General features: G+C 67.3%; 25 protein-coding genes and 1 pseudogene. 11 read left to right on the top strand and 15 right to left on the bottom strand.

The features are described from left to right. Positions 1-59: 59 nt before the first annotated feature. Positions 60-2,120, top strand: a complete 2,061-nt coding sequence (locus tag QWJ41_RS04215; protein WP_302705911.1) for a site-specific DNA-methyltransferase — start codon at positions 60-62, stop codon at positions 2,118-2,120. Beyond that, complete coding sequence (locus QWJ41_RS04210) at positions 2,117-4,615, top strand: DEAD/DEAH box helicase (protein WP_302705910.1); 2,499 nt, start codon at positions 2,117-2,119, stop codon at positions 4,613-4,615. The genes QWJ41_RS04215 and QWJ41_RS04210 overlap by 4 nt, the downstream gene beginning before the upstream one ends. Positions 4,616-4,981: 366 nt before the next feature. Here QWJ41_RS04210 and QWJ41_RS04205 read toward each other — a convergent pair whose 3' ends face one another. The 12 genes from QWJ41_RS04205 to QWJ41_RS04150 all read right to left on the bottom strand — a co-directional run bounded on the left by QWJ41_RS04205 (position 4,982) and on the right by QWJ41_RS04150 (position 13,071). Beyond that, positions 4,982-5,461: a phage terminase small subunit gene (locus QWJ41_RS04205; protein ID WP_302705909.1), complete on the bottom strand. Its 480-nt coding sequence runs from the start codon at positions 5,459-5,461 to the stop codon at positions 4,982-4,984. Further along, positions 5,454-5,783 carry a hypothetical protein gene (locus tag QWJ41_RS04200; protein WP_302705908.1) on the bottom strand — a complete coding sequence of 110 codons (330 nt, stop codon included), beginning with the start codon at positions 5,781-5,783 and terminating at the stop codon, positions 5,454-5,456. Before QWJ41_RS04200 ends, QWJ41_RS04205 begins: the two co-directional genes overlap by 8 nt. After that, complete coding sequence (locus QWJ41_RS04195) at positions 5,784-5,912, bottom strand: hypothetical protein (RefSeq protein ID WP_302705907.1); 129 nt, start codon at positions 5,910-5,912, stop codon at positions 5,784-5,786. 44 nt (positions 5,913-5,956) lie between these two features. Continuing rightward, the gene (locus tag QWJ41_RS04190; protein WP_302705906.1) at positions 5,957-6,496 is read right to left on the bottom strand and encodes a hypothetical protein; all 540 of its coding nucleotides are present in this window, start codon (positions 6,494-6,496) and stop codon (positions 5,957-5,959) included. A gap of 304 nt (positions 6,497-6,800) precedes the next feature. Next, a complete protein-coding gene (locus tag QWJ41_RS04185; RefSeq protein WP_302705905.1) occupies positions 6,801-7,013 on the bottom strand; it encodes a hypothetical protein in 213 nt (70 codons plus the stop codon). Positions 7,014-7,016: 3 nt separating this feature from the next. Further along, complete coding sequence (locus tag QWJ41_RS04180) at positions 7,017-8,174, bottom strand: hypothetical protein (protein WP_302705904.1); 1,158 nt, start codon at positions 8,172-8,174, stop codon at positions 7,017-7,019. A gap of 50 nt (positions 8,175-8,224) precedes the next feature. Next, positions 8,225-8,455: a hypothetical protein gene (locus QWJ41_RS04175; RefSeq protein ID WP_302705903.1), complete on the bottom strand. Its 231-nt coding sequence runs from the start codon at positions 8,453-8,455 to the stop codon at positions 8,225-8,227. Between the two features lie 450 nt (positions 8,456-8,905). Continuing rightward, complete coding sequence (locus tag QWJ41_RS04170; protein ID WP_302705902.1) at positions 8,906-10,402, bottom strand: ATP-dependent DNA helicase; 1,497 nt, start codon at positions 10,400-10,402, stop codon at positions 8,906-8,908. Then, positions 10,399-10,584: a hypothetical protein gene (locus QWJ41_RS04165; RefSeq protein ID WP_302705901.1), complete on the bottom strand. Its 186-nt coding sequence runs from the start codon at positions 10,582-10,584 to the stop codon at positions 10,399-10,401. The genes QWJ41_RS04170 and QWJ41_RS04165 overlap by 4 nt, the downstream gene beginning before the upstream one ends. Then, positions 10,581-10,910: a hypothetical protein gene (locus QWJ41_RS04160; protein WP_302705900.1), complete on the bottom strand. Its 330-nt coding sequence runs from the start codon at positions 10,908-10,910 to the stop codon at positions 10,581-10,583. Before QWJ41_RS04160 ends, QWJ41_RS04165 begins: the two co-directional genes overlap by 4 nt. Then, positions 10,907-11,089, bottom strand: a complete 183-nt coding sequence (locus QWJ41_RS04155; RefSeq protein WP_302705899.1) for a hypothetical protein — start codon at positions 11,087-11,089, stop codon at positions 10,907-10,909. Before QWJ41_RS04155 ends, QWJ41_RS04160 begins: the two co-directional genes overlap by 4 nt. A gap of 587 nt (positions 11,090-11,676) precedes the next feature. Then, positions 11,677-13,071, bottom strand: a complete 1,395-nt coding sequence (locus tag QWJ41_RS04150; RefSeq protein ID WP_302705898.1) for a recombinase family protein — start codon at positions 13,069-13,071, stop codon at positions 11,677-11,679. On the opposite strand from QWJ41_RS04150, the gene QWJ41_RS04145 reads away from it, so the two are divergent. From QWJ41_RS04145 to QWJ41_RS04125, 6 genes and pseudogenes are all read left to right on the top strand, one after another. Further along, positions 13,070-13,429, top strand: a complete 360-nt coding sequence (locus QWJ41_RS04145; protein ID WP_302705897.1) for a hypothetical protein — start codon at positions 13,070-13,072, stop codon at positions 13,427-13,429. The two genes, QWJ41_RS04150 and QWJ41_RS04145, sit on opposite strands and share 2 nt — an antisense overlap. After that, entirely contained in the window at positions 13,426-14,241 is an 816-nt protein-coding gene (locus tag QWJ41_RS04140) for an alpha/beta fold hydrolase (RefSeq protein WP_302705896.1), read from the top strand. Before QWJ41_RS04145 ends, QWJ41_RS04140 begins: the two co-directional genes overlap by 4 nt. A gap of 4 nt (positions 14,242-14,245) precedes the next feature. Further along, positions 14,246-15,427: a PP2C family protein-serine/threonine phosphatase gene (locus tag QWJ41_RS04135; RefSeq protein ID WP_302705895.1), complete on the top strand. Its 1,182-nt coding sequence runs from the start codon at positions 14,246-14,248 to the stop codon at positions 15,425-15,427. Positions 15,428-15,437: 10 nt separating this feature from the next. Continuing rightward, a complete protein-coding gene (locus tag QWJ41_RS04130; RefSeq protein ID WP_302705894.1) occupies positions 15,438-15,665 on the top strand; it encodes a hypothetical protein in 228 nt (75 codons plus the stop codon). Then, positions 15,662-15,832, top strand: a pseudogene (locus QWJ41_RS22390) (pentapeptide repeat-containing protein); the annotation flags it as partial. The gene QWJ41_RS04130 and the pseudogene QWJ41_RS22390, both read left to right, overlap by 4 nt. Positions 15,833-15,871: 39 nt before the next feature. Then, positions 15,872-16,276 carry a pentapeptide repeat-containing protein gene (locus tag QWJ41_RS04125; RefSeq protein ID WP_336623273.1) on the top strand — a complete coding sequence of 135 codons (405 nt, stop codon included), beginning with the start codon at positions 15,872-15,874 and terminating at the stop codon, positions 16,274-16,276. Here QWJ41_RS04125 and QWJ41_RS04120 read toward each other — a convergent pair. Continuing rightward, positions 16,250-16,834 carry a TetR/AcrR family transcriptional regulator C-terminal domain-containing protein gene (locus tag QWJ41_RS04120; protein ID WP_302705893.1) on the bottom strand — a complete coding sequence of 195 codons (585 nt, stop codon included), beginning with the start codon at positions 16,832-16,834 and terminating at the stop codon, positions 16,250-16,252. The two genes, QWJ41_RS04125 and QWJ41_RS04120, sit on opposite strands and share 27 nt — an antisense overlap. Positions 16,835-16,944: 110 nt before the next feature. Here QWJ41_RS04120 and QWJ41_RS04115 point away from each other — a divergent pair, with 110 nt between their 5' ends. From QWJ41_RS04115 to QWJ41_RS04105, 3 genes are read left to right on the top strand one after another with little or no spacing between them, the layout of a single operon-like run. After that, positions 16,945-17,565 carry a biotin transporter BioY gene (locus QWJ41_RS04115; protein ID WP_302705892.1) on the top strand — a complete coding sequence of 207 codons (621 nt, stop codon included), beginning with the start codon at positions 16,945-16,947 and terminating at the stop codon, positions 17,563-17,565. A 9-nt stretch (positions 17,566-17,574) separates the two neighbouring features. Further along, positions 17,575-18,264 (top strand): energy-coupling factor ABC transporter ATP-binding protein, encoded by a 690-nt coding sequence (locus QWJ41_RS04110; RefSeq protein WP_439117304.1) that lies wholly within the window; start codon positions 17,575-17,577, stop codon positions 18,262-18,264. An 18-nt stretch (positions 18,265-18,282) separates the two neighbouring features. After that, positions 18,283-18,897, top strand: coding sequence for an energy-coupling factor transporter transmembrane component T family protein (locus tag QWJ41_RS04105; RefSeq protein WP_302705890.1), 615 nt, complete (start codon positions 18,283-18,285; stop codon positions 18,895-18,897). A gap of 11 nt (positions 18,898-18,908) precedes the next feature. Here the strand turns inward: QWJ41_RS04105 and QWJ41_RS04100 are convergent, their stop codons facing one another. Then, positions 18,909-19,433 (bottom strand): GNAT family N-acetyltransferase, encoded by a 525-nt coding sequence (locus tag QWJ41_RS04100; RefSeq protein ID WP_302705889.1) that lies wholly within the window; start codon positions 19,431-19,433, stop codon positions 18,909-18,911. A gap of 3 nt (positions 19,434-19,436) precedes the next feature. Then, positions 19,437-20,840 carry an amidase gene (locus QWJ41_RS04095; protein ID WP_302705888.1) on the bottom strand — a complete coding sequence of 468 codons (1,404 nt, stop codon included), beginning with the start codon at positions 20,838-20,840 and terminating at the stop codon, positions 19,437-19,439. Positions 20,841-20,859 lie beyond the last annotated feature (19 nt).

Below are 20,859 nucleotides of genomic sequence, written 5' to 3'. Positions count from 1 at the left end.
GACTTCACTGAAGAGGGTGTCGGTTCGACACCTCTACTCGCGGGGAGGACGGTCGGGCGTTGGCGCTCATCGACGCATTGATCGACAAGGTCGCGGACCGCGAACTGCGACAAGCACTTCGCGACCAGGTCGACTCGATCCTGAACAAGCAGTCATTCGGCCTGGTGTACCAGCAGCACAAGCCAGAAACCGTCGAGTTGCCGCGCTTTCAGGTGCGGAAGGGCTGCAAGGTTCGCGCCCCTTCCAAGGGTGAAGACCTCTATCTCGTTGAACGGGTCAACGGCGAGACAGTCACGATCGCCACCATGACCGATGAGCCCAAGAGATTGGACATCTCCAGGGAACAGTTGGTGGTTGTGCGCGAGTTTGGGGAGCCGATCTATCCCGGCCTCCACCCAGTTGGCCAGGTGAGCGAAGGTGGAGAGAAGCGTCCCCACGTTGTCATCAACGCAGAGAACTTCCACGCGCTGGAGACTCTGCTCTACACGCACGAGGGCCAGATCGACTGCATCTACATCGATCCTCCCTACAACACGGGAAGCCGCGACTGGAAATACAACAATGACTACGTGGATGGAGTCGATCAGTTCCGCCACAGCAAGTGGTTGGCGTTCATGGAACGCCGTCTCCTGCTCGCGCGCAGACTGCTCAAGGAGTCGGGCGTTCTGGTGGTGACGATCGACGAACACGAGGTCGACAACCTTGGGCTACTTCTCCGCCAGACACTGCCCGAGGCGGAGATCCAGCGCGTCACGATCGTGATCAACCCGAAGGGCAACAACCAAACGCAGTTCTCGCGCGTGGACGAGTACGCGTTCTTTTGCTTCCACGGCGACGCCAACGTGGTTGACGGTCCCGACAGTGGTCTCGGCGACGTTGCCAACAGTGAGCCGGTTTGGGGAATGCTCATGCGGCGCGGGAGCAACTCTCTCCGTAAAGACCGCCCGACGATGTTCTATCCGATCATCGTAGAAGACGACACTGGCCGGATCGTTGGAGCTGGGGATCCACTCGACCCCGGCACTCCGCGAGCGAGCGTCAAAGCACAGAGGGGAACGCGGCTCGTGTGGCCGATCCGCACCGACGGTTCGGAAGGTCGTTGGCAGATCGGCAGGGATCGCCTACTTGAGCAAGTGTCCGAGGGCACGGCCAAGGTGGGCGCACGTGGGGGCATCCAGTACGTCTCGGAGAAGGGACGGAAGGGGATCAAGAGTGGTGCGGTCGAAGTTACTGGAACTGCCCATGACGGGTCTCTACTCCTGCGTTGGAACGATCGGACCACAAAGCCGAAAACGGTCTGGTTCCGTCCCGCGCACAACGCCGCGACATATGGAACGGACCTGTTGACCAACCTTCTGGGCGAGCGCGACCAGTTCCCGTTTCCGAAGTCGGTCTATGCAACCAAGGACGCCATTCGTGCAGCGGTCGGTGATCGACCCGATGCTGTGGTCCTCGACTTCTTCGCTGGCTCGGGGACCACCATGCACGCGGTCGCACTACTGAACGCTGAGGATGGTGGCGAGCGTCAAAGCATCCTCGTCACCAACAACGAGGTCTCATCCAGCGAGGCTGCTGATCTGGGCGCGCGCGGCGTCAAGGCTGGCGATCCCGAGTGGGAGCAACTCGGCATCTTCCACCACGTCACGAAGCCCCGCGTCACTGCTGCTATCACCGGCAAGACCCCGTCGGGCAGTCCGGTAGGGGGCGACTACCTTGGCACAGTTACTCCAATGGCAGACGGGTTGCCCGAGAATGCTGCCTTCTTTGAACTCACCTACGAAGACCCTGACCTCATCGGACTCGGTAGGAAGTTCCAGGCCGTAGCCCCCCTTTTGTGGATGAAGGCGGGAGGTCGCGGGCGAATTATCGACAAGCCCGTGAAGGACTGGACGGTTCCAGTGGATGCCTTCTATGGAGTGCTCTTCAACTGTGACAAGTGGCGGGACTTCGTGGACGAAATCTCGTTCCGGGCCGACGAGATTGCACACGCGTTCGTTGTGACCGACTCGACTGCCACATTTCAGCAGATCCTGCTCGAAGTTCCCAGCCAAGTCGAATGCACTCAACTCTACGCCGACTACCTACGCACGTTCGAGATCAACACGGAGGGACGCGCGTGAGGTACACACTCAAGGACTACCAAGCATCGAAGACTGCCGAACTCATCAGGAGCTTGCGTCGCGCCACGCGGGATTTGGAGGGTGACGCATCCGACTATTGGTCGGTCGCGCTCAGCGCACCAACAGGTGCAGGCAAGACTGTGATCGCGTCTGCCGTGATAGAGACTCTCTTCGATGGTGGCGGCGAGTTCGCAGAAGACCCTCTTGCGACAGTTCTATGGGTCACCGACGACCCTGCACTCAATGAACAGACCAAGCGAAACATGAACCAAGCCTCGTCAACTCTTGGTCCGAGCAGACTCAAAACCATCGATGCGTCGTTTGATCAGGAGATCTTCGAGCCACGTCGCGTCTACTTCCTTAATATCCAGAAACTGGCACGCAGCAACCCGTTGTCACGCAGCAACACCAACGCCCGCGAGTACTCCCTTTGGCAGACGATCGCAAACACGATCAAAGCCAACGGCGCGCATTTCTACGTGGTCATCGACGAAGCGCACCGAGGAATGAAGTCAGAGAGCGACCGTGCGACCATCGTGTCGCGCATTATCAACGGCCAAGACGGACTCAACCCGCCTGCGCCGATCGTGTGGGGCATCAGCGCCACACCCGAGCGTTTCAACCAGGCGATCGCGCGCTGGACTGTCCAGCGAACCAACAAGATGATCACCGTACCTCTGGAGGCAGTGCGTGGATCGGGCCTACTGAAAGACAAGATCGTCCTCGACAACCCAGCAGCCGGACAGGTGGAGGGCGATACGTCCTTCATTCGTGCTGGCGTAGAGCAGACACTGCAGTTTGAAGACGATTGGCGGACCTACGCAGGCGAGCAAAACGAACCTCCGGTGGTCCCAGCAATGGTTGTTCAGGTGCCGAATAAGCCGAGCGAAGCCGAGATGTCGGAGATCTTGGGCACGATTTTTGGAGCATGGGACGATCTGCACGATTACAACGTCGTTAACACCTTCGGCGAACACACGGCCATCAGCGTTAACGGCTGGACCATCGCCTACATGGCTCCGCAGGATATCCAAGACGACCCGCAAGTCCGAGTGGTCTTGTGTAAAGATGCGATCTCGACAGGCTGGGACTGCCCCCGCGCAGAAGTTCTGGTGTCACTCCGCCCAGCAGTCGAATACACCTACATCGCTCAAATGATCGGACGGATGGTCCGAACTCCACTGGCTCGAAAGATCGCAACGAACCAGACCCTCAACGATGTGCATTGCTATCTGCCGCGCTTCAACAAGTCTCAGGTCCAGGGAATTGTTGATCGGTTCTCTGAGGGGAGGAGCGACGAACCGCCTGTTGAAATCGTCGTTGACCCGGTCACTATCGAGCGCAACACGGACGTAGATCCGGCGGTCTTTGATCTGCTTGAAGCTCTCCCTACTTATGTCGTGCCAGGCAAGTTGTACCGAACACAGGTATCGCGTCTTCACAGCCTCGCCACTTTGCTTACGGGCGACAACATCGTTGAGGGCGCCATCGCTCAAGTGAAGGCGCAGTTGACCGCCGTCCTGCAAGCGCAGAGGGAACGGCTCGAGTCCGACGGCACCTTCCAGCGCGACCTCGAACGAGTCCGCCATCTTCGGATCGAGCGGTCCTACGCACTGCTTGCGGCCGAAACACTTGAGGACCTGCCCGGCGAGGCATCGTATGAAGTGGACCGCGACGACAACAACATCGAGGACCTGTACCGAGTCGCAAAGCGCAAGTTACCCGAAGGCGTTGCGACGAACTATTGGGACTCGGTGATCTCAGCGCAAGGAGAAGACGACTACGACCCCATCGAGGCGAAGGCGATCACAGCCGTACTCGCGTTGCACTCGGAGGTTGTGGAGGCCGTCGAGAGCGCAGCGGAGCAGGCTGTTCGCAGTTGGCTTCGGGAGCACCAGCGCTCAATCTCGAAGCTCTCGGACGCCAAGAAGGCTCTCTATGAACCAATCAAGCGCGAGACTCGCTCCGCCGAGCAGACCGAACTGATCCTTCCCACATCTCGCACAGTTTCTGACAGCCCGCAGAAGTGGGGGAAGCACGTGCTTGCGACCGAGGACGGGCAATACCCGCTTCCCATTAAGGGTTGGGAGCTTCAGGTGCTGGAGTGCGAGCTGAAGGACACTGATCTCGTGGCCTGGTATCGGAACCCGGTAGGCGGAACCTCAGCGCTTCGCATTGCTTATCGAGGGTCGCAGTTCGATAAGTCGATGTACCCGGACTTCGTGATGTTTCACAACACCGACGCCGGCATCAGACCGTCGATCATAGATCCTCACGGCTTCTTCCTCGCCGATGCCACTGTCAAACTCAAGGGTCTCGCGCAGTACGCAGAGAAGCACGGTGACGCATACGCGCGGATCGACGCCGTCGCTGAGGTCAAGGGCAAGCTCTTGGCCCTGGATCTCAAGTCAGAAGCCGTGCGGGCCGAACTCGCCGATGTTGATGACAATGAGGTTGAGGCATTCTTCCAAAAGCACGCCGGCGACTACGCCTGAACCTGCACCCACGAGCCATTCAGGTCGAGGACTCTTTGGGGGTGGGGTATGACCCCCGCTGCGGAGGAGCCCTCACCGCCATGTCACAGCAGTAAGACATCTGAACCACTTCTCAGGGTTTCTGTGCCCTTGTGAAAAGCACCCCTGGGAGGGGTCTCGTGGAGGCGCTGAGAGCCGTTCTGAGGCGTTTTCGGCCTGCCAATGGCACATTCCCCCACCGAAGGGCTCTCAGGCGCTCCTACACCGCTTCTCGTGGCTTCCAGAGCGCGCTCGCGTTACCACAGATCCCCCAGGAACGCAAGAAAGACCCCCCACCGGGCACCGGAGTGATGCCAGCAGGGGGTCCAGGTCTTGCTGTGAGGCCGATCAGGCCACTTCGTCGTCCTCGTCCTCGAACAGCGCAGCCACGTCGGCACGGATCTGCTCAGCAGGATCGGGCTCGGGCTCACTTCGGTCGATGAGGTAGCCGTCAGCCTGCTTCGAGCGAGCCGAGAGTCGAAGCTCGGTCAGTTGGTTGAAGATGACTTCCATCGACATCGCCTTCGGGGTGCGAGGAGTGCCGTCAGCGTAGGTGGAACTCATCTCAGCCGAGTAGTAGTTGCAGAGCATGAACAACCTCAGCCAGTCTCCACTCGACCAGAGGTCGGCAGCCTCGTCCATGCTCGCGAGCGTCCACATGGTCTTCGCGGCGTGGTGCCACTCGGGGTCGGGCTCGGGCTTGACGACCTCCTTCGGCTCCAGGTAGGTCAGGTGTCCAGCCTTCTCCAGGGCACGCCTCTCGCCACGCTTCTCAGCGCTCTTGGTGGCGTAGTCACCTTCGAGGTAGCCGGCTCGGGGGTCAGCCATGTGTCATCCACTCCTTCGTGTCGGCATGCGACCGGAGGTAGTCCCTGGCGCGCTGCTCGTAGGCCGCTCGCTGGTTCTCGGAGGGGGTGCAGAGCATCGCCAGCGCACCCTCCTGCCATCCACGAGCAACGCAGGACTGGGCGGTCGTCTGCATCCACTCGTTGAGCTCGGTGCCGGCGAGCCTGCCCAGGGCCTTCGCGTAGCCGCGAGAGATCTTCACAGCGAGCCGCATCGGAGCGCCATCAGTCGCCAGTGCCCCGAGGAAAAAGCGCGGCGAGCAGTACCGCTCGATCTCGGGCTCAGACTTCTCCTCGTCGGTCATTCACTCCTCCTCGATCTTCGGGTTGTCGCTGCGGGCCTCCTCCATCGCTGCGAGGAAGGCAGCGGCAGCAGGAGAGGTCTCCCCGGTCTGGTTGCGGTCGTCACGGATGCCGTTGGTGTTCTCGTTCATCTGGTTCTCCTTCAGGTCTGTCTCGGGGTTGGACGGCGAGCCGGTCACGCCACGGTCGTCTCGCGCATGTGCCCGAACGCCACGTGGATCAGCGAGGGCACGCCCTTCGGGGCGATCTCGGCTCGCTCGTTGTCGAAGGGGATGTGATGCCGCCGGCACAGCGCGACGAAGTGCTTGGCGTCGTCGCAGGTGCAGTACCGACGCCCCTTGTCATCGACAGCCTCAGCGGGGCAGTCGTGGGTGTAGGCCCACTCGCGGGCAGGTCGGTCGCAGGCGCGATGAGAGCACTGGCGCTCGCTCGCGGGACTACGGACGGCCCTGGCTCGCATGTGAGCGCCCTTGTAGCCGATCACGTCACCCTTCCAATGGGATCGCCCAGCGGCCTTCTTGCCACAGGCGCAGCAGCGGGTGGTTCGACCGGCTCGAAGGTCGGACTGTCGGACGATGGTGATGCTGTCGGCACAGTCCAGGCAGGACACCAGCCACCGGGAGACTCGACTCCCATCAGCGTTGTAGACGGGCTCAGCTTCAGAGAGGACGTAGAGGTCTCCGAAGATCTGGCCGGCGAGGTTCAGGCGGCTCATCGACCCACCTCCTTCTGCCGGCGAATGATGTCGGTGGTGACGTACTGGGTGCCGATGGCGGTTGCCCAGATGACCACGTAGGTCAGCAGGGCAATCAGCAGGATGCTCATGTGTTGGTGGAGTCCTTTCGGGTTGGTTCAGGGTTGACGAGCGCGCTACAATTGCGAGGACAAGACGTACGCGCTCAGAGCGCCCGTGAGGGCTCAGGAGAGTGCGGATCGAAGGAACATGCCCTCGATGGCTCCCAAGCCCTCACAGGCGGGTTCTCGTGGCTCTCAGACCCCTTCTGCGGGGCTGGGGTGTCTCAGTCGTCCGGTTCGAGCCTTCGCATGGCCTCACGGGCCTCGGCTTCGCGTCGAAGCATCCACGCGGGCTTGGTCGGCTCGTTGCCGCCCGTCTTCAGCATCTCGCTCGCCACGGGGTCATCGCTGAACTGCTGGCGCTCAGCGTTGCGACCCCTGCGGGACTGCGAGGACATCTCGTCGTCAGGGACGTGAGGGTTGGTGTAGCGGGTCATGGCTCAGACCTCCTCTGTCGGGGAGTAGGCGAACTCGACGGTGACGGTGGCCTCAGCGGTAGTCGGCTGGATCGCTCCACCCATGCGGTGAGCGACAGAGTTCGAGGGCCAGTTGTGGTTGACCCCAGTCACGTCGCTCATCTCCACGCTGACGACCTCGCCGGCCTCGGTGATCGCGCCGATGGTCTCGCGCTGGAAGATCCCGAAGACCTCTCGGAGCTCGGTCTTCAGGTCGGGGATCTCCATGCTCGGGCCACGCTCCTGCTGGGCAGCCACTCGGAAGGTGGCCGTGCCGGTGGCCTTGCCGCCCTCGTAGTCCAGGTTGGTGGTCATCCGGTCGAACAGGCCCTCCCAGAGCGTCTTGACGCGAGCACCGAAACCACGGGCTCGCAGGGTCTCTGCCTCCCGAGCACCGGAGATCTGGAGACCCCACGCCTGCTCGAAGTCGCTCATCCACGAAGCGATGCCGTGGATGGACGGCTCAGCCAGTCGGGGCAGCGGCCACATCGCTCGGTCGAAGGTGATGCCGGTCTGGGTGACCTGACCCTCGCAGCCAGCGTCCTCGAAGGCGTCTCGCAGAGCCTTGACGGGAACCTCGGTGCCCTTGGCAGTGAGGCGAACTGAACCGGCAGCCGAGAGGGTGCCGTAGTCCTCGGTGGGGGTCGTCTGGGACACCACGATCAGCGGCTCGATGTCGGGAGCCTCGGCAGGGACCTTGCGAACGACCACGGGCACGTCAGTGACGCTCTCGATCAGGTCAGCGGCAAGGTGGGCAAGGTGCTCGTCGGCAGCGAGCGGCCGCAGGGTTCGCTCCGCCTGCTGGAGCGTCTTCTGGTCGTGACCGAGGTAGTTGGTCAGCGTCTCGATCTCATCCTTGGTCGCCCGGACGCTCGCAGCGGTCACCGAGCGGTCGCCGGCCTTCTGCTGGGCCTGCTGGCGCTCCAGGAGGGCCTTCTGCTCGGCCAGTGCCGCCTTGGTCTCCTGCACCGTGGCAGCGGCCTCGTCGTACGCCTGCTGGGCCGTACTGCGAGCCTCAGCGTCAGCATCGCTGGTACTGGCCCGCAGGGACTTCCGCAGGTCGTTGATCTGCCGCAGAGCATCGGCTCGCGTGCGCTGGAGCTCGAGGATCTGCTCGATGGTCTGGGTCTCGGTCTTGCTCATGTGGTTCTCCTTGTTGGTGTGTTGGGTGCTGCGGTGGAGGCGAGCGGTGCTTACCGCTTCGGCTCCTTGTTGTCGGGCAGTCGCTTCGGGTCCAGCCCCATGCGTTCTGCGTCGTAACTGGTCACCCGGTCGCTGCGACGGCGACGAGTGGCCTTGATGCCCTTGGGCATGGCATCCAGGTAGAGCCCGCTCTCGGTGATGTGGGGCTCGTGGACATCGGCCACAAGACCTTCCTCACGGAGAGCCTTCTGCTGGGCAGGGGTGAGGTGATGCTTGGTCAACTGGTCTTCCTTCCTTACTTGCTTGTGGGTTGACTGGTCACCGGCAGAGAGGGGTCTGTGTCTCGATGAGACAGAGACCCCAGTCCCCTCCGATGGGGTTGCCGGTTGCCTCGCTTGGCCCCGGAGGGGCCTGAAGGTGTTGCCTCGATCCCTGTCCCCGGTAGAAAGGGGTCGGCTATCCCCCTCCCCTTGGTAGAGGGGTGACATGGCCGACCCCTTTTCGGCTCCGGTGCCAACGTGCTTGCGGGCAACAACTACTCAGGGATGGGAGGAGGTGGAGACCCGAGGGAGCGAAGCGACCGAGAGGTCTCGGTGCTCACAGGTCTGGAGCCTTGCGTGCCCTCTGGTCTCGGGGTGTCCCCGTTTTTGACTCACCCTCGCTATAGAGAAGTGGGGGTGAGTCATTTTTGAGCCACTGTGAGATCTGGTCACTCTCAGTGTGGGATCTGGTCACTCGGGCAGGGTCAGCATGTCGCCGTCGATCAGCCTTGCTTCGGCCAGAGCAGCCTTGTGGCGCAGGAAGGTTCGCTGGTTCATGCCGATCTGCACAGCGGTCTGCCGATCACTCAGGAGACGGCGTTGACCGATCTCAGCCAGCCGTTCGCCGGTGCCCTTGACCTTCGGCTTCAGGTCGGACGCCTTCAGAGCATCGAGCCACTGGGCGAGGAAACCACTGTGGTCCTCGGTGTCTGCCGTCACGTCCCACACGAGCTCGACGTTCACCCTCGCTCGCGTGATCGCCGTGTAGAGCCAGCGCCAGTAGTACGACCCCTTGGGTTCCATGACGATCACGTCATCCCACTCGGACCCCTGAGCGGAGTGAGCGGTCATCACGTGGGCGAACTGAACCGGGGCGACGACCTCACTCTCTCCGAGGGCTTCCAGTGCCGGCATCAGAGCCTCGTACGGCTTGCTCTCCTCGAAGATCCACACCGGAGTCAGCACCTTCAGGTCGCCATCTCGCAGGGTGAGTTCGTAGAAGTCATGCCCCTCGCGGCAGACGCGCCGGGAGTCCACTACGCGGTCGAACACTGTGTGGCCGGCGATGGTGTCGGCATGGGTCTGGTGGTCACCCACGAGCGCCACCATCCCGTTCACGATGTTGGCCGAGAGTTGGTTGGCACGGAACATGATGGTGTCGCCAGCCACGGGCTTGAACGCTGGCTTGCCGACGTGCTCTCGCATCCGCTGACTCAGGTTCAGCCGCTCCTCGTTCGAGTGGACGATGACCGCATCTGCCTCGATCAACCGAGCCAGCGGAGCAGAGTGCCGCATGATCGCCTGCAACTCAGGAGCCGAGCGACTGAACTGCTCGTTGTCCCGAAGCCACGTGGCAGCCGTCAGGACGGGGCCGGGGTTCTGTCGGAGCACGTCTCGCAGCACGATGTCCCCCGGCACGTCGGTGTACCCCGGCGTCTGCATGACGGGATCGAGTTGCGCCGGCTCACCGACCGCAAGCACGCGGATGTCTCGCTTCTGCCCCGAGGGGACCATCCCTCGCATCGCCAGAAGGTCTGAGGCGACCTCTGCCCCAACCATGCTCGCCTCGTCCACCACGAGCAGGTCGATGTCGTTGAGCTTGCTGTCGAACGCTGGCACGACAACGAAGCGGTCGGATCGAACCCACCCGCTGTGTCGGGGGTCCTGCGCGGCTTCCTTGGACACGGGCGCGTAGATGTACCCCGGAGCGTGCAGCGTGGTCGTCGGGTAGCCCGTCTTCCGGTGGACCACGTGAGCCGCCTTGCCGGTGGGCGCAGCCAGCCAGTAGTTGATGTCCGGTCGAGCGCCCTCGATGGCGTCCAGCACGCCCTTCAGGGTCGTGGTCTTCCCGGTCCCGGCATACCCGAACAGCCGGAACACTTGATCGTCGTCGGGGTCTGCCAGCCACTCCAGGACGGCCTCGATGGCCTCCTGTTGGTCTTCGGTGTAGGTGATGTCTCCTGTCATCGGGCGCTCACAGCCTTGTGGATCTCGATGTACTGCTCGGGAGGAAGCCAGAACTGCATCATCTTCAGGAAGTCATCCACCCCATGTTCGCGGCTACTGAAGGTCACGACGACCTCGCCGTCCCCTCCCATGTAGGCGCGTTCGAGGGTGACCCTCGACCCTCCGCGCTGCTTGATACTCACGCCAGTCCTCCGTTCTTCGCCTCCTGCATCAGCGCGTTGAGTCGGTAGCCACGCAGGCCCTTCACCCGGCCACCGCGGTGCTTGACGATGTAGACCGCCCGCTTGCCGCTCGGGGTCTCGTGGCGGGCCTTCTTGCCGATGACGGTCCAGCAACCGATCTGCCTGCCGATCAAGTCATCAGCCCTCGCGTCATCTCGTGCTCGCGCCATGTCTGCGGCATCCCTCTGCATGTCGCGGTTGTCCTGCTTGTCCTGCTCCTCCTTCTCCTCGGCCTGGGCAGCCTCGATCTCTGCCTGAAGGGCCTCCAGCGGGTTGTGGGTCGTCACGCAGCCTCCTTGCGGTTCGCCTTGATCCACGCCTCTGCCTCGTCGCCGTCGAAGACGTGCGTGGGTCCGACGAGGCCCACGGGGTTGATGCCGAGCGTTCCCCGGCTCCTGCGCTGTCGCAGAGCGTCGAGACTGTGGCCGGTGGCGTCAGCCAGTTGGTGCAGAGTCATCAGGTTCATGTGATCGGTTCCTTTCGGGTTGTGGGATGCAAGAAGCCCCCACGGTGACCCGTGAGGGCTTGACCTGCTGTGTGTTGTCGTGGTATCAGCCCATGTCGTCCATCCTGGCATAAGCACCTCTCTGCGTTGCCAGAGCGCACCGACACCCCTCTCTGACCTGAGACAGATGGGTCGAAGAGGAGCGCCCCCCGGCTGTCGGGGAGCAGAAGTGACAGCCGAGGGGCAGTGAGGAGAGAAGGACTCCACATGAGCGGCAACACCCACCCGAGCCGTCCAGCACGAGGGCGAGCGGGTGCGCCAACCTCAACGCCCCCCTGAGATACAAGGGCGATGAGGAGCTTGGGGAGGGGTGTCAGTGACAACCCTTCATAGTTACAGTCCGACAGGATGGTCTGCTTGGGTACATCGACCCTCTGTGACCTACGTCACGGGTCGCTGACAAACCCTTCACCATTACAATCGGACGGAATGGTCTGCGGTACACCGTCAGGTCCGTGTGACCTGTGTCACGGGTCGCTGACAACCCTTCACCATTACAATCCGACAGGATGGTCTGCTTGGGGCCATCGACCCTCGTGTGACCTACGTCACGGTCGCGTCGGCTCGTTAAACTCGATGGTCAGGTGCGTCCCGTAGAGCAGGTCCCTGCGGCCCTTGCCGGGTCCGGTCAGGTCGATCCGCTTGCACACCCGCTTGACCACCGGAGTGAACCGCTCCACGTCCACGTTGCCTTCACCGTCGTCGGTCCAGGCCCACAACGTCTCGGTGTCCCAGACGAAGAGACCCGTGGATCGCACTGCGTGATCCGCCAGCACGTCAGCCAGCTCCGCGAGCCTCGTGTCAGCGCGAGAGACGCCACCAGCGAGCGCCTGCCGGTCGATCAGGCCCTCGGCGAACATCTCCCCCAGTTCGGCCTTGCGAGCCGCCAGAGCGGCCTCCTCGACGCGCAGAGCGGCGATGTCGATGCCGTCATCATCTGGCCCCTCGGGGAGCAGGTCCCTCCACTCCCCCACGCGCTTGATGACCTCCCGCGTCACTACGGAGTCGCACCAGTCAGCCGGGAGCGTCACGCAGTGCTTGCCCGAGCATTGGTAGACCTTGTACGTCCGCTCTCCGTCGCTCCCTCGCCGCCACGCAGCCCTCACGGTCGAACTGCACCGGGAGCACGTGGCGATGCCGGTCAGCAGGTTCTCTCGCCGGTTGTAGCCACCTCTCCCGAAGTTGGCACGACGCTCAGGGGTGCTCAGCGTCCGCACGGTGGCCCGGTACACGTCCTCGGCCACGATGGGCTCCCACGACGCCTGGCCGACCTCCTCGCCGTTGTAGACGTACAGGCCGGCGTTGCGGGCGTTCATCAGCACGGGCTTCAGGCTCGCCCCTCGCCACTGGTTGCCCTTGGGAGTCAGCATCTCGGCCTCGTTGAGCATCTTCGCCATGCGAGTCAGCGCCTTGCCTTCGAGGATGCCCGCGTAGACCGCTCGCAGCATCTCTGCCTCGTCCTCACGGTGCGAGCCATCCATCTCGAAGCCGAAGGGCCTCGTCGGCCACCACGGCTTGCCAGACCTCACGCGCTGCCGGTGGGACGCCTTCTGGCGCTCCGCCTTCTGCTCTCCCTCGTAGGTAGTCCATGCCGTCACCGTGCGAGCCACGGCACGACCAGCCGGGGTGCTCAGGTCCAGGTAGCCAGCGTGGACGGCGTAGACGTTGACCCCGAGCTCGATGACCCTTTCGAGGTCACGAGTCAGCCGCAGCAGCCGGTCGATGTGCCAGCACACGATGGCTTCCGGCTTGCGCGTCAGCAGTTGCTCGAAGGCGGGCCTGCGGACACCTGTCGTGGCGCTCAGGTCGTTGTCGATCAAGACCTCGCGCACGGTCCAGCCTCGCTCCTTCGCGAGAGCCCTGCACTCTTCTTCCTGCCGCTGGACACCGAGGGTGGTGCCATGCTTGTCCTCGGACAGACGGCAGTAGATCGTCACGTCCATGCCCTTGATCCTCTCATGCCTGCGTGATGTCACCTGGAGTGACCTCTACAAGCACGCCTTCCGGCTGAGCCCGATGGTGCCCTCCGAGCTGGTGGCCGACTGCTTCGAGCTGGCGCGCGAGATCCGGGTGCTCGACATGCGCGCGGCGCCGTACGACCTGAGCGGGCTCGAGGTCGACGGCCGGCCCTTCACGCCGGTGCGCATCGAGACCGTCGAGGGCAAGCGCGAGTACGCCGCCGCGCAGGCCTCCTTCGCCGAGCGGGCGGCGCCGCTGCGCGCCCGGCTGCTCACCCATTGTGACCATCTGGTCCAGACGATGACCGGCGGGGTCCAAACCCGCGTAGGCTCGGCCCCATGAGTGCCGTCAGCCGCCACGCCGTGTCCGTGTCGGGCCGACCCGAGGCACCGCCCATGCTCTTCGTGCACGGCTTCGGCTGCGACCAACACATGTGGCGCTACGTGGCGCCGGCCTTCGAGGCCAGCCACCGCGTCGTCCTGATGGACCTGATGGGCGCCGGCGGGTCCGACCTCTCGGGCTACGACGAGCAGCGCTACTCCACCCTCGAGGGCTACGCCGACGACATCACCCAGGTGGTGCGCGACCTCGACCTGCGCGACGCGGTGCTCGTGGGCCACTCGGTCTCGGCGATGCTGGTGGCGATGACCCAGCTGGCCGAGCCGGAGCGGGTCTCCGCCCTGGTGATGGTGGCCCCGTCGCCCCGCTACGTCGACGAGCCGGGCTACACCGGCGGCTTCGCCGAGGACGACATCGACGAGCTCCTCGACTCGCTGGCCAGCAACTACCTGGGCTGGTCCTCGGCGATGGCCCCGGCCATCATGGGCAACGCCGACTGGCCCGAGCTCGGCGCCGAGCTGACCGAGAGCTTCTGCCGGATGGACCCCGAGGTCGCGCGCCGCTTCGCCAACGCCACCTTCCGCTCCGACCACCGCGAGATGCTCCCCCGGGTCGAGGCGCCCACGCTGGTGCTCCAGTGCAGCAACGACGTGATCGCACCGGTGGCGGTCGGCGAGTACGTCGCCGAGCAGCTGCCCGCCGGCTCGCTGGTCATGCTCGAGGCGACCGGCCACTGCCCCAACCTGAGTGCCCCCGACGCCACCACGCAGGCCATCACCACCTTCGTGAGCTCCCTCGACACCGTGACGACGTGATGACATGACGGGCGAGTCGCCCCGCCACCCCCCGGGCCTCACTCCACGCGACGAGGCCGACGACCTCTACCAGCACGCCCCGTGCGGCTACCTGACCACCGACGCCGACGGCCGCATCCTGAGCGCCAACGCGACGCTGGCGCGGTGGTTGGGCCGCACCACCGACGAGCTGGCCTCGATGACGTTCGTCGAGCTGCTCACCCCCGGCGGCCGGATCTACCACGAGACGCACTTCGCGCCCTCGCTGCGGATGCACGGCGAGGTCCGTGAGATCGCCGTCGAGCTGCGCCGCAGCGACGCCGGCCGGCTGCCGGCGCTGGTCAACGCCACCCTCGACCGTCACGCCGACGGGTCGGTGCGCGCGGTGCGCATCGCGGTCTTCGACGCCACCGAGCGGCGCAGCTACGAGCGCGAGCTGCTGCTGGCCAAGGAGCGTGCCGAGGCCTCCGAGGAGCGGGCGCAGACCCTGGCCCGCACGCTGCAGGAGACCCTCATCCCGCCCATCCCGCCGCACGTCCCCGGGCTGGAGGTGGCGGCGGTCTACCGGCCGGCCGGCGACGGCACCGAGGTGGGCGGCGACTTCTACGACGTCTTCAGCCTGGGCCAGGACGACTGGATGGTGGTGCTGGGCGACGTGCGCGGCAAGGGCCCCGAGGCGGCCGTCGTCACCGCCCTGGTCCGCTACACCCTGCGCGCGCTGGCGGTGACCACCCGGCGGCCGTGCCTGCTGCTCGAGCAGGTCAACGAGACCCTGCTGCAGCACAGCAGCGATCGGTTCTGCACCGCTGTGCTGGTGCGGCTGCGCCGCCGCGAGGACGGCTGGCGCGCCGAGATCGGGGTCGCGGGGCACCCCGCGCCGCTGCTGCTGCGCGTCGACGACCGCACCCGCCAGCTCGACCTGCTGGGCCCCCTGCTCGGGGTCCTCGACGACGTGGCCTACACCGACCGCGAGATCTTCCTGGGCGCCGGCGACACCCTGGTGCTCTACACCGACGGCATCACCGAGGCCTCGGGCCCGCTGGGCTTCTTCGGCGACGAGCGCCTGCTCCGGGTCGTCGACGCCGGCAGGTCGAGCAGCCCGCGCGAGGTCGTCGACAACCTGCTGGGCGAGGTGCTCGACTTCCAGCGCGGCGTCGCCCGCGACGACATCGCCGTCCTCGCCCTGGGGGTCCCCGGAGGACACTAGGGTGGGCGCCATGGGGACCTTCGCCGTGGTGAGCACCGTCGTCGTGATCACCGTCGCGGTGGTCGTCCTCGGCATCGACCTCCTGCTCACCCGCCGGGAGAGGCGTGGCCTGGGCGCCCCCGACCGACCGGGCACCGACTCCGACCTGCTCGGGCACTCCTCCGCGGGCCGGGGCGCGGCCTACCAGTTCTCGCGCGGCCACGGGCTGCTCAACAAGCGCGAGCGGCGGTCGCGCTGAACGGCTCGGGCACCGCGCGCGTCGAGGACGGGCGCGAGTTCGTCGCGGAGGACTGGTACGCCGCCGACCTCGCCGACGCGCAGTTCACCGACTGCACCTTCCGCGACGTCGACCTGACCGAGGCGACCACTCGAGGCGCGGTCTTCACCGGCTGCACCTTCGAGTCCTGCCGGTTCAACGCCTCCACCCACGTCGAGACGGCGTTCGTGGCGTGCACCCTGCGCGGCTGCACGTTCTTCGGCGCCACCCTCGAGGGGTGCAAGCTCACCGGCTCGGTGCTCGAGCGCTGCACGCTGCGCCCGATGACGGTGCGTGGCGGGCAGTGGCGGGGCGTCGGGCTCGTGGGCGCCGGCCTCGGCGGGCTCGACCTCACCGGGCTGGACCTGCGCGACGCCGACCTCTCCGACGCCGACCTGAGCCGCACCGGCCTGCGGGAGGCCGACCTGCGCGGCGCGGTCGTGCGTGGCGCCCGGCTGGGCGACGCCGACCTGCGTGGGGCCAGGCTGGAGGGCAGCGACCTGGGGCGCGCGGTGCTGCGCGGCACCCGCCTCGACCTCGCCGGCGCGGTGGTGCTCGCCGAGCAGTCAGGCGCCCTGGTCGAGCCCCACTGAGCCGGGCACCGAGGCCCGCAGCCGGATCCCGTCGACGACGAGTCCCAGCCCGGCGGCGAAGTCGGAGCGGGGCCGCGGGTCGTCGCCTATGGCGCCGGCGCTGCCGGCCTGCAGGTGGGTCTGCTCGTCGAGGGTGTGGCCCAGCACGAGGTGCAGGAGCGTGCGGGCGGCGGTCGGCGCGAGGTCGGCGCCCAGCCGGGCCGGCGCGAGGGCCGCGACCAGGTCGTCGTACGGCCGGGAGGCGCCGAGCCCGAAGGCGATGACGGTCGAGACGAGCTCGGCGCCGTCACGGTAGGCCAGCAGCGCGTCGCGCAGGCCCGAGCAGATCTCGACGACCTGCTCGTCCCACGCGGTGCTGACGAGCGGGCGGGCGCCGCGGCGCAGCACCTCGTCGGCGACGGCGGCCAGCAGCGACTGCTTGTCACGGAAGTGGTGGTAGAGCGCGCTGGGTCGCACGTCGAGCTCACCGGCCAGCCGGCGCATCGTCAGGTCGGCGAGACCGTAGGCGTCGAGGACGTCGATCGCGTGGCGCACGACGTCGTCGCGGTGGTGGCGCACGTCACTTCCTCCTGTCGGTGCCCCCGCATTGACCGGGCAGCGGGCGCCACCCTAACCTGAACGCCGTTCAGGAGGCGACCCTCTCCTCCCCCGTACCCGAAGGCACCACGATGGCGACCGACCAGACCTCCCTGCCCGGCCAGGCGCACGCCGACGAGCGCCGCCGCCGGATGACGCCGACCGACCTGGCTCTCATCGCCTCCTTCGCGGCGCTGATCTCGGCCTTCGCCTACGTCGGCGCGATCCCGGTGGGCGGCGCGGGCGTGCCGATCACGCTGCAGACCGCCGGCGTGATGCTGGCCGGGTGCCTGCTCGGCCCCACCCGCGGCTTCCTGGCCGTGGCCCTCTACCTCGCGCTGGGCGCCATCGGCCTGCCGGTCTTCGCCGAGCACTCCTCGGGGCTGGGCGTGCTGACCGGCGCCAGCGCCGGGTACCTGTGGTCCTTCCCGCTCGCCGCCCTGGTCGGCGGGCTGCTGGTCAAGTACGCCGCCGGCGAGCGCGGCAAGACCCGGGCCGCGATCGTTTTCGGCTGCTCGCTGGCGGCCTCGGTGCTGGTCATCCACCCGATGGGCATCGCCGGCCTCTCGCTCTACCTCGACATCTCGCTGGCCGAGGCGCTCAGGATCGACGTCCTCTACTGGGCCGGCGACGTCCTCAAGACCACGCTGGTGGCGCTGGTCGCCGCCGAGGTGCACCGCGCCTTCCCGCAGCTGCTGCGGGCGCGTCGCTGACCCGTGCCGCTGATCGAGCTCGACGCCGCCGGGGTCGCCGTCGCGACCCCGGACGGTGACCGGGTGCTGCTCGAGCCCACCACTCTCACCCTCACCGAGCACCGCGTCGCCGTCGTCGGCGCCAACGGGTCGGGCAAGTCGACGCTCGCGCGGATGCTCAACGGCCTCGTCGCCCCGACCACCGGTGCGGTGCGCGTCGACGGGCTCGACGTCGCCAAGCAGGGCTCGGCGGTGCGCCGCAAGGTCGCCTTCAGCTTCACCGACCCCGCGGCGCAGCTGGTGATGCCGACCTGTGTCGAGGACATCGAGCTGTCCCTGCGCCGACGCGAGCGGCGGGCCGGCCGGCGCCGCGAGCTCGCGCTGGCGGTGCTGGAGCGCTACGGGCTGGTCGACAAGGCCGACGTCTCGGTGCACAGCCTCTCGGGCGGGCAGCGCCAGCTCCTGGCCCTGGCCGGGGTGCTGGCCACCGACCCCGACGTGCTGGTCGCCGACGAGCCGACCACCCTGCTCGACCTGGCCAACACGCGGCGCGTCGGCGACCTGCTGCTGGGCCTGGAGCAGCAGCTGGTGCTCGTCACCCACGACCTCGACCTGGCCCGGCGCTGCGACCGGGTGCTGGTGGTCGAGGACGCCCGGGTCGTGCACGACGGGGCGGCCGACGCCGCGGTGGCGGCGTACGAGGCGAGCGTGCTGGGGTGACCCGCCGATGAGCAGCCGATGAGCGGCGCCGTGACCGTCGGCGTCTACCGGCCCGGCGAGACGCTCCTGCACCGGCTGCCGGTGGGCGTGAAGCTGGCCGCGCTGGCGCTCTTCAGCCTCTCGGTGGTGCTGGTGCGCTCGATGCCCGCCTCGTGGGTGTGGCTGGGGCTGGCCCTGCTGGCCGCGCTGGTGGCCCGCACCGACCTGGCCACCCTGCTGCGCGCGGCGCGGATGATCCTGGTGCTGGCGCTGGTGGTCTCGGCGTTCCAGTGGTGGATCGACGGGCCGGCGAAGGCGGTGGAGACGCTGGTCGACCTGCTGGCGCTGGCCCTGGCCGCGATCGTGCTCAGCTCGACGACCTCGGTCAACGCGATGCTCGACGCGATCGTGCGGTGGGTCGGCCCGCTGCGGCGGGTCGGGGTCGACCCCGAGCGGGTGGCGCTGACCTTCTCGATGGCGATCGGCGCCCTGCCCGGCACCGTCACCCTGGCGCTGGAGACCCGGGACGCGGCCCGGGCGCGGGGGCTGGGCGGGCACCCGCGGGCCTACGTGACCCCGTTCGTGGTGCGCGTGGTGGCGCGCGCGCACGAGACCGGCGACGCGCTGCACGCCCGCGGTCTCGGCGACGACTGAGGTCGCCGCGGCTACCAGACGTCGCCCTCGCGCCAGTCGCAGGTGAGCCCGCCGTCGAGGTCGAGGCCGTCGGCGCCGAGCACCAGGACAGCGCCGTCCTCGTCGGGCGTGCGCCGGATCCCGTCGGGCGACAGCACCGAGGTCGGCCCGCGCCAGGGCACCCACCCGCGGGCGGCGTAGAGGGCCAGCCCCTCGTCGGAGGCTCCCAGGGCCATCAGGTCGTAGCCGGGGCCGAGCGCCTCGAGCGCGTCCATCACCCGGGCGGCCAGGCCGCGGCGCCGGTGGTCGGGGTGGGTGGCCACCGCCTCGACGTACCCGCAGCGCAGCGCTCGTCCGGCGTGCAGCAGCCTCCGCAGCACCACCGAGCCGTGGGCGAGCACCCGGTCGTCGTCGACGACCAGCGCGTGCACGCCACCCAGCGCGTGCTCCCAGTCGTCGTCCTCGAGGTCGTCGAAGGCCAGGTCCATCAGGGCACGCGCACCGGCGAGCAGGTCGTCACCGACGTGGGCCGTGGGAGCGAGCACCAGGCGGGACACGGCTCACCACCCCGGCGGGCGGCGGTCGTGCCAGGGGGCGGCCTGCTCGACCTGGGCGGCCAGCGCCAGCAGCGCGGCCTCGTCGGCGGGCCGCCCGGCGAGCATCACGCCCACGGGCAGCCCGTCGGGGGTCCAGTGCAGGGGCAGGCTGATCGCGGGCATGCCGGTGACGTTCCAGGCCGAGGTCCACGGCGTGAACCGCTTCTGCGCCTCGAAGTCGGCGGCCGGGTCGGCGTCGTCGCGCAGCGCCCCGACCGGCAGCGGCGGCGCCGCCAGCGTCGGCGTCAGCACGGCGTCGTACGCCGCGAGGGCCCGGACCGCCTCAGCGGCGTGGCGGCGCATGGCCCCGATGGCCAGGCCGAGCTCGGGGCCGGAGACGGCGCGGCCGCGCTCGCTGAGCCAGCGGGTCAGCGGGCGCAGGAGGTGCTCACGGCCGGCGGGAGCGGTCGACATGGCGGTCAGCACCGCCCAGCAGGTGTGGAAGACCGGGACGGCCTCGCGACTCATCGGCACCGGCACGTCGACGACCTCGTGGCCGAGGCCCTCGAGCAGCCGGGAGGCGTCGTCCCAGGCGGTCAGGCACTCGACGTCGACGGGGGTGTCGGCGATGACGGGCTGGGCGAATCGGGCGATCCGCAGCCGGCCGGGGTCGCGGTCGCAGGCGTCGAGGAAGGTGCCGTCGGGCTCGGGTGCCCAGCTGGGGTCGCCGGTGCGGGGCCCGGCCAGCACGTCGAGGAGGGCTGCGGCGTCGCGGACTGTGCGAGCGATCGGGCCGGCGGTGGCGAGACCGATCGGGTCGCCGTACATCGGGAAGCCGCTGATGCGGCCGCGCGAGGGCTTGAGGCCGACCAGGCCGCAGCAGGAGGCGGGGATGCGGATCGAGCCGCCGCCGTCGGAGCCCTGGGCCAGCGGCACCAGGCCGGCGGCCACCGCGGCCGCCGCGCCCCCGGAGGAGCCGCCGGCCATCCGGGTGCGGTCCCAGGGGGTGACGGCGGGTGGGTGCCCCTCGGGCTCGGTGTAGCAGGGCGAGCCGAACTCGGGCGTCGCGGTCTTGCCGAGGCTCACCAGCCCGGCCGCTTCCATGGCGAGCACCACGCCGTCGGAGACCTCGGGCACGAAGTCGTCGTAGGCGGCGGAGCCGAAGGCGGTGCGGACGCCGGCGGTGAGGTTGAGGTCCTTGACCGCGGTGGGCAGACCCCAGAGCGGGCCGGCGCCGTCGGGCGGCACGTCGCCCAGGGCGGCGGCTCTCTCGCGGGCCTGCTCGGCGGTGTGGTGCACGAAGGCGCCGACGTCGTCGAGCCGCTCGACGCGGTCGAGGTAGTGCTCGGCCAGCTCGAGCGGGGACGTCTCGCCGCGGAGGACGAGCGCCCCCTGCTCGAGGGCGGTCAGGTCGTGGAGCTCGGCCATGCCCCGAACCTATCCCCGG

Origin of the sequence: Nocardioides cremeus (assembly GCF_030518195.1) — a bacterium.
GTDB classification, from domain to species: domain Bacteria; phylum Actinomycetota; class Actinomycetes; order Propionibacteriales; family Nocardioidaceae; genus Nocardioides; species Nocardioides cremeus.
Note: the sequence above shows the minus strand (reverse complement) of the source record. Positions and strands in the feature narration are given on the sequence as shown.